The 6,511-nt window shown below is 33.9% G+C and carries 6 protein-coding genes and 2 pseudogenes; 2 read left to right on the top strand and 6 right to left on the bottom strand.

Annotated features, from left to right (window positions below):
* From RT405_RS10225 to RT405_RS10235, 3 genes and pseudogenes are all read right to left on the bottom strand, one after another.
* A pseudogene (locus RT405_RS10225) lies at positions 1-93 on the bottom strand (PTS sugar transporter subunit IIC); the annotation flags it as partial.
* Between the two features lie 123 nt (positions 94-216).
* Positions 217-999, bottom strand: coding sequence for a MurR/RpiR family transcriptional regulator (locus tag RT405_RS10230; RefSeq protein WP_313469502.1), 783 nt, complete (start codon positions 997-999; stop codon positions 217-219).
* Positions 1,000-1,183: 184 nt separating this feature from the next.
* Positions 1,184-1,909 (bottom strand): SIS domain-containing protein, encoded by a 726-nt coding sequence (locus RT405_RS10235; protein ID WP_313469504.1) that lies wholly within the window; start codon positions 1,907-1,909, stop codon positions 1,184-1,186.
* 58 nt (positions 1,910-1,967) lie between these two features.
* On the opposite strand from RT405_RS10235, the gene RT405_RS10240 reads away from it, so the two are divergent.
* Both RT405_RS10240 and RT405_RS10245 read left to right on the top strand, forming a co-directional pair.
* Positions 1,968-2,582 (top strand): hypothetical protein, encoded by a 615-nt coding sequence (locus tag RT405_RS10240; RefSeq protein WP_313469506.1) that lies wholly within the window; start codon positions 1,968-1,970, stop codon positions 2,580-2,582.
* A gap of 18 nt (positions 2,583-2,600) precedes the next feature.
* The gene (locus tag RT405_RS10245) at positions 2,601-3,905 is read left to right on the top strand and encodes a PTS transporter subunit EIIC (RefSeq protein ID WP_313469508.1); all 1,305 of its coding nucleotides are present in this window, start codon (positions 2,601-2,603) and stop codon (positions 3,903-3,905) included.
* Positions 3,906-4,027: 122 nt separating this feature from the next.
* Here RT405_RS10245 and RT405_RS10250 read toward each other — a convergent pair whose 3' ends face one another.
* The 3 genes and pseudogenes from RT405_RS10250 to RT405_RS10260 all read right to left on the bottom strand — a co-directional run.
* Positions 4,028-4,450 (bottom strand): family 1 glycosylhydrolase, encoded by a 423-nt coding sequence (locus RT405_RS10250; protein ID WP_313469510.1) that lies wholly within the window; start codon positions 4,448-4,450, stop codon positions 4,028-4,030.
* A 322-nt stretch (positions 4,451-4,772) separates the two neighbouring features.
* Positions 4,773-5,750: pseudogene (locus RT405_RS10255) on the bottom strand (S-4TM family putative pore-forming effector).
* Positions 5,650-6,511, bottom strand: an 862-nt coding sequence (locus RT405_RS10260; RefSeq protein WP_313469512.1) for an SMODS domain-containing nucleotidyltransferase, incomplete at its 5' end; no start/stop codon positions are given. The gene RT405_RS10260 and the pseudogene RT405_RS10255, both read right to left, overlap by 101 nt.

The raw sequence follows: 6,511 nt of genomic DNA on the forward strand, positions 1-6,511 counted from the left end.
CAATCCCATAAACGCTAATAATGCGACCGGTAACATAAAGGTTTTTCCTAATCCTTGAAAAAATTCCCAAAAACTTCCTTTTTCTTTTTTCATGGTTTTCTCTCCTTTGCTTTTTTCTATCTCTAAGATACCGTCTCTGCCACTCTTTAAGCAAGCGTTTCCATATTTTTGAAAAGCCTTACACAAAATGTAAGAACATACAAAAAAGGATTGTTTTTAATGAATACGTTGTTTAATGTACTCGATAATGATTAAATCCATCAATAAATTAACTGTAAATCTGGAAGTCATATCAATTTCTCCATAGTAATGGCTTTCAGAATAAGCTATAAGGGTTAAATCAGCTAAAGATTCTAAGTGACTTCCGCGAGTACCGGTCAAGAGAATAAATGGTACTTGTCGTTGCTTTAAAATCGTAGCATATTCTATCAAATGCAAAGTCTCACCACTATGAGATATTAAGATAGCTAGATCAGATGATTTTAAATGACTTGCAACAACTCTCAGCTCATCCCAATCACTTCTAGCAGAAGCGATTTTCCCGGAAAAAGTAAGCTTTCTAGCAGCATCGCTGCAAAATGGAGAAGATGCCCCCACTCCAAAAAACTCAACCATTTGACTCGTGTTTAGTAATTCAACTGCTTTTTTTATATTTGCCGTATTTAATTCAGTCATTGTCCGTTCCATTTCTTTTTGAAACCGACTAATATGTCCGCCAATCTCTCCTATCTGTTTTTCCTCGTGGTCTTGTTCCTCTGTTGATCCTTTATATTGATCTAAAGCATACTTTAATTGTTGATAACCTTTAAAACCCAGCTTTTTACATGTTCGACTAACGGTAGCAGTTGACACATAGATAGCATTAGCAAATTCATCTATCTTTAATTCTGAAACCTTATTTGGGTATTTCAACATGTATTCCAAGACTTGTGATTCCAACGTACTTAATTCTTTTCTCTTTACTAATATTTTTTTGAAAAAGAGGTTAACCTCTGACATACTCTTCACTCTCCTGAAATTACTTCATACTCTGTTTAAAGAAACCCAATGTTTATTGCTCTATTTAAAAGTATAGTTAAAAAATAATTCATTTATCAGTGAACCTGTTTTTACATTCCTAAACTTGTTCAAAATCCCGCTAACCGTATATGATACCGCTTCAAATCCTGTTATGATATTTTTATCAGCTGATTGAACGTTTTAAATAAGCGCTTAGCAAAAGTTCAAATACTAGTAGAACAGATCCATAAAATAAATGCGGCTCATAAGGCGCACTGGAGAATTGGACATCGTCATGAGTGGCGACAGATAATCTTGAATAGTGAGCTATTCCTGAATTCTCATTGCCTACAAAACTCAAGACTTCCACCCCATTTTCGTGAGATTGTCTAACGAGTTCTTTCAAGCGGGAAGTTTCGCCTGATTCAGTGACGACCACCAATAACACTTTTCCAGCATATTCTTCTCGGATCAACTCTAAATGAGAATTGGTAATGCTGCGAAATCCATTCAGTATCAGAGATTCATTGATGTAGTTTGCGATGATCTGAGAAAATCCAGAACCGAGTATCATAATGGTTTTATCTCGGTAATCATTCAAAACCTGTTCGAATTCAGTTAAGTAACTATCGGCCAGCTTTTGATAAACAGGCAAAGCCGTCTCTTCAGGAAGGTCGCTATCGTTTTCTGACAACGCATTTTCTTTTATTTTAAAAACCAGTTCACTGTAACCTGAAAAATGCATCTTTTTTGCTAAATTGACAATCGTAGCCGGCGAAGTATAACATTGCTTGGCAACACCGCGGATGCCCAATTCTTTGATACTTTTGGCATGTTGTTCGATAAATAAAAGGATATTTTTTTCAGTTTCATTTAATTGATATTTGTTTGCTAAATTTTGGATATTCACGTTTATCACCTCTTCAATCCTTATCATATCATAAGAAAAAGAAATGGAGACTATTCAAATGGAAAAAAAATATATTGCCGACCCTTGGGCTAGAACGACAACCAGAAACAATTTAAATGGAGACGAAGTCATTTCTAGTTTACAAAAATGCATTCGTCGTGGCTTAACAAAAGAAGCTTGCGAGTTCGCTTATGAAATGTACATCACTTCTCCGCAATTCGAAGAAAAGATGTGGCGCAGATTATTGGCTATTTCAGTAGAAGACATCGGAATGGGAAATCCGAATGCAGCGATTATGGTGAACAACTTCAATCAAATGCGCAAAGAATTTGCTTATAATGAATCAGACCGTGCGATGTTTTTCTTTCATGCGATTCGCGTCTTGACTGAATCAGAAAAAGACCGTTCAACAGATTTATTAAAAAATATCGTCATTAAAAGCTTTGCGATGGGATACGTACCAGAAATTCCTGATTTCGCTTTGGACAAACACACTACCCGTGGAATGGAAATGGGTCGTGATTCTTTCCACTTCTTACATGAAGCTAGTAAAGTGATCCCGCAAATGGAAGTGACAAACGATTATAAAGAACAATATGAAGAAATTTTGAAAAAATATGATCCAAACAATACTGCACCTAACGCGTTTAAATTTAACAGCTGGCAAATTTAAAAAACGAGGAGAAAAGCCATGAAAAAGAATGATACTTTTCTAGAAAAATTAGACCGTGTTTTAAGTCCAATCGGCAACAAATTGGGCAACCAGATTCATTTAAAAGCTATTTCTACAGGAATGATGTTCGGATTGCCGTTCATCGTGGTCGGTTCTCTATTCTTGATTTTTGCCAACCCACCGATCAATCTGGAGTTATACAATCCAGAAACAGCCAACTTTTTTGTCCGGTTCTTAGCAAGCTGGAAAGAATTTGCCGTTGCAAATTATGACCTGCTAACAGCTCCTTACAATATGACAATGGGCATTTTTGGTTTGATTTGTGCTTTTGGCATTGCCTATTCATTAGCACGTGACTATCAATTAAATGCCGCGATGAACGGAATGATGTCCGTTTCCATTTTCATGTTAGTGGCTGCCAACAGTGTCGAAGGACAAATCTCAACTGAATTCCTTGGAACCAACGGCTTATTCGTAGCTATTATTATCGGATTAATTGTCGTAGAAGTTACTCGAATGATTGATCGGCTGAACTGGAAGATCACGATGCCGGATTCTGTCCCAACTGCGGTGACTGCTTTTGTGAACTCATTGCTTCCTTTACTTTTTAATATCATTCTAATCTATGGAGCAAATTTGATTATTATTGCTTTAACCGGCAGTACTTTCCCAGAATTCATTATGTCGATTCTTACACCTGCTTTAGGGTTTGCCGGCAACCTTTGGGGCTTTATCGCTATCGTTACATTCGGCAACTTCTTATGGTTGTTTGGCATCAACGGCTCTTCTATTATTTTTCCGATTCTTTTCTCAATTGGAATCGCAAATACCGGTATCAACAGCGAATTAGTTGCTAATGGGCAACAACCAGATGTGGCGATGAACCTGCAAATGTTCCGGATTTCTGTTTTAGGTGGAGCTGGCGGAACATTGGGCTTGATTATTTTAATGATGCGCAGTAAATTAACTCATCTTAAGACCTTAAGTAAAATTTCGATTGTCCCAGGAATCTGCGGGATCAATGAGCCGATTATCTTTGGATTGCCGATCGTATTTAATCCCATCTTGGCTATTCCCTTTTTGATCACCCCAATCATTAACTTGGTCTTAACGTATTATGCTCAATTAAGCGGAATTATTTCAATGGGGTATATCATTGATCCTTCTTTCACTCCATTCTTCGCTCAAGCTTACTTGGCAACAATGGACTTCAGAAACATTCTCTTTTATTGTGGTTTGATTATTTTAAGCATCTTCATTTATTACCCATTCTTTAAAATTTATGAAGGGGGACTCAGCAGAGAAGAACTCGTTCATAATTAGAAAAGAATATGAGTTTCAGTTATCTATTTAGAGATAACTGAAGCTCATTCGTTTTTTTTGATTTAATTATTATTTATACAGTACTTTTATCTTTCTTACCACTTCCATATGGACGTAGGTTACTACATAATGTAACCAATCATTTCTACATCATCAAGAATAGCTTCTTTCATTTGTTCTGCATACTGCTTCAAATAGTTAATGCAATAGGCATCATGGATAGCATCATCTTCTTCGGTTTCATCATGAGCACCAAGTCCATTTTCTGCAATAAAAATAGGCAATTGATAACGAACATACATTTGATTTAGCAGAATTCTTATAACTAAATTCCTACTTGTTTTTTTCCAATTATTGTTAGTAGTTGTTACTATGGACATATAATAAGAAAAACTAATAAAATCAACTGTATATTGTTTTAGGATTTCATTATCTCCATCCTCTTTATAAGTAACTACATTTTGTTCTTTGAAGTATCTTTTTATATAAGTTGGATATTCTCCTCTAGCCATTATATCTGTATAAATAATTAGAACATTGTTCATTTTGAAGAACTTTCAATACATCCCAGATTTACAAGTAGCAGGATAAGTAGTAAAACGAGGTATCATTTCACCAAATTTTGTATTAGGAAGCAATTCATGTCCTAACTTAATGCTGAGCGTATTTGCAATAAATTGATGATGCAGGTATTGGTACACTGTTTGTTCATAGTTTTTTCTTAATCTTGATAACACCGATATCATTATTTGGAGTAGGACTCTCGATATATTATTTTATTCAATTTCATATATTGGAACCAAATAATTACTCATATACTCCTTTAAAAACTTTTAGTGTTTACTTCAACTTTTCAAATTAATTTAACTACATGGAATCACTTAAATTTTCATTAACATTTTTGGCTAACTTATCATAAGTATTTTTTTTGATCCAATAAATTTTGTCAGGTATTGTATTACTATCACATCTTTTTAAGTAGATATAATCCTGATACTGCCTACATTTTTTTGTAATATCTTCTTCACCTAGACGGGACAATTGTTTTAAATCGTAATCTGTAATTTTTGATGCAATAATTTCTAATGATTGGTGTTTTTTTTTGTGGGAATTAGATACTTCGAATAAATGTAATACTAATGGTAGCGAAGGTACTAATAGTGAAAAGGTGAAAGTTTGGAAAGAAACATTTTAAAAAAAGGCACATATGAATAATACTAATACATAGAAAATAAATTCAAACATAAGCAATTTACTATAGAATTTCCTGAGATTTTTATCCCAAATGATATTTGTTCGCTGTGCTAACAAAACATTAGAGAAATGATTTGGTGCTTTTAGTCCCTGATACCATCCTTTTAAGCCATCTTTATTACCTTTAAATTTTTGACTTAGCATTAATACATCCTCAGTGTAAGGTTTATCTCCTATCAAAACTTCATTCCAACTTATTTGAAATAAATTTACATCTAAAACTTCTTGAATTTTTGCAGCATATTCAGTGCGCATTTTTTCGGCTTTTTGGAAGATAATTTGGTTAAGTACTAACCAGACAGAGCTACAGAAAGACAATATTAATTCCATTGACGGAAAAAATTTAATGCTAACTATGCTAATGATAGGAAAGAGTAAAGTTATACTAAGTCGGCTTAACCTAATGAATTTTGCTTGACTATACATGTATCGCATTGCAGCTAAAAGAGTTATTGATTCGGGAAGTTCTTGTTGTATACTTATAAAATCTCTATTCATAATCTGGAAAATCCTTTCCAAAAACTTTTCTCCACTCAGCATGTGCCATTTTATGATTATCGTTAATTGAATAACTAATAGCTTCAATTGCATGGGATTTAGCTAATGAAGCTGCAAATGAAATTTTTTCCTTTGTATCCAAATCTAAATCATTTAAGTCTCCCTGTATCCCTTTAGGATCAGGACAAGTACGGTAGATAAATGTACTCAAATAATCAAAAACATCTTTCAAGGTAGATTGTTCTGTAGCTGAAACTGAATAGTCATCAAAATAATTCAGAATTAAATTCTCTAATAAATACGAACTTATAGTAGGCATTGTTGCTCGTCTATTCCAGTATTTAATTAAGCGTACATATTTAAGTGCTTTTCCATCTCTTTTTTTATTTATTCTAGTTGTTTTATCAGAATCTATACGTGGATCTGTTTTTTTCCAATTACCATTACCATCAGGGATTAAGTAATAAGATTTTCCATCGCTTTCAGGAGCTGTAATAAAGGCTGGTACTATATCAAAGTTCCAACTGTATGACTTTAACTTTAGTGTCACTGCTTCTTGATTTCGTTTTATTTCTGCTTGTTCATAATGAGGAACACTGTTCAACGATTTTTTCAACTGATTTACAAGCTTAATTGAATTAAGTGTTGAATCATCATTCGTAAGTAAGTTTAATCTTTCCGAAGTTACCGGAACATGTAGCTCAAACTTTCCATCAAATGAACTTGCATCATAGGTCGTTCCTTCAGCATTAAAAACTACTATAAAGTCAATATCATCAATTGGCCTAATTTTTGTCCTTCTTCTAAATGATCCCATTTGAACATCATTTTCTGCAGTATATATTTTAGGGAAT

The organism is Carnobacterium sp. (assembly GCF_032094055.1).
Taxonomy (GTDB): Bacteria; Bacillota; Bacilli; order Lactobacillales; family Carnobacteriaceae; genus Carnobacterium_A.

Excerpts from the sequence above, each read along its gene's own strand:
- RT405_RS10230 (WP_313469502.1), bottom strand. The coding sequence starts at position 999 with ATGTCAGAGGTTAACCTCTTTTTCAAAAAAATATTAGTAAAGAGAAAA.
- RT405_RS10240 (WP_313469506.1), top strand. The coding sequence starts at position 1,968 with ATGGAAAAAAAATATATTGCCGACCCTTGGGCTAGAACGACAACCAGA.
- RT405_RS10245 (WP_313469508.1), top strand. The coding sequence starts at position 2,601 with ATGAAAAAGAATGATACTTTTCTAGAAAAATTAGACCGTGTTTTAAGT.
- RT405_RS10250 (WP_313469510.1), bottom strand. The coding sequence starts at position 4,450 with ATGAACAATGTTCTAATTATTTATACAGATATAATGGCTAGAGGAGAA.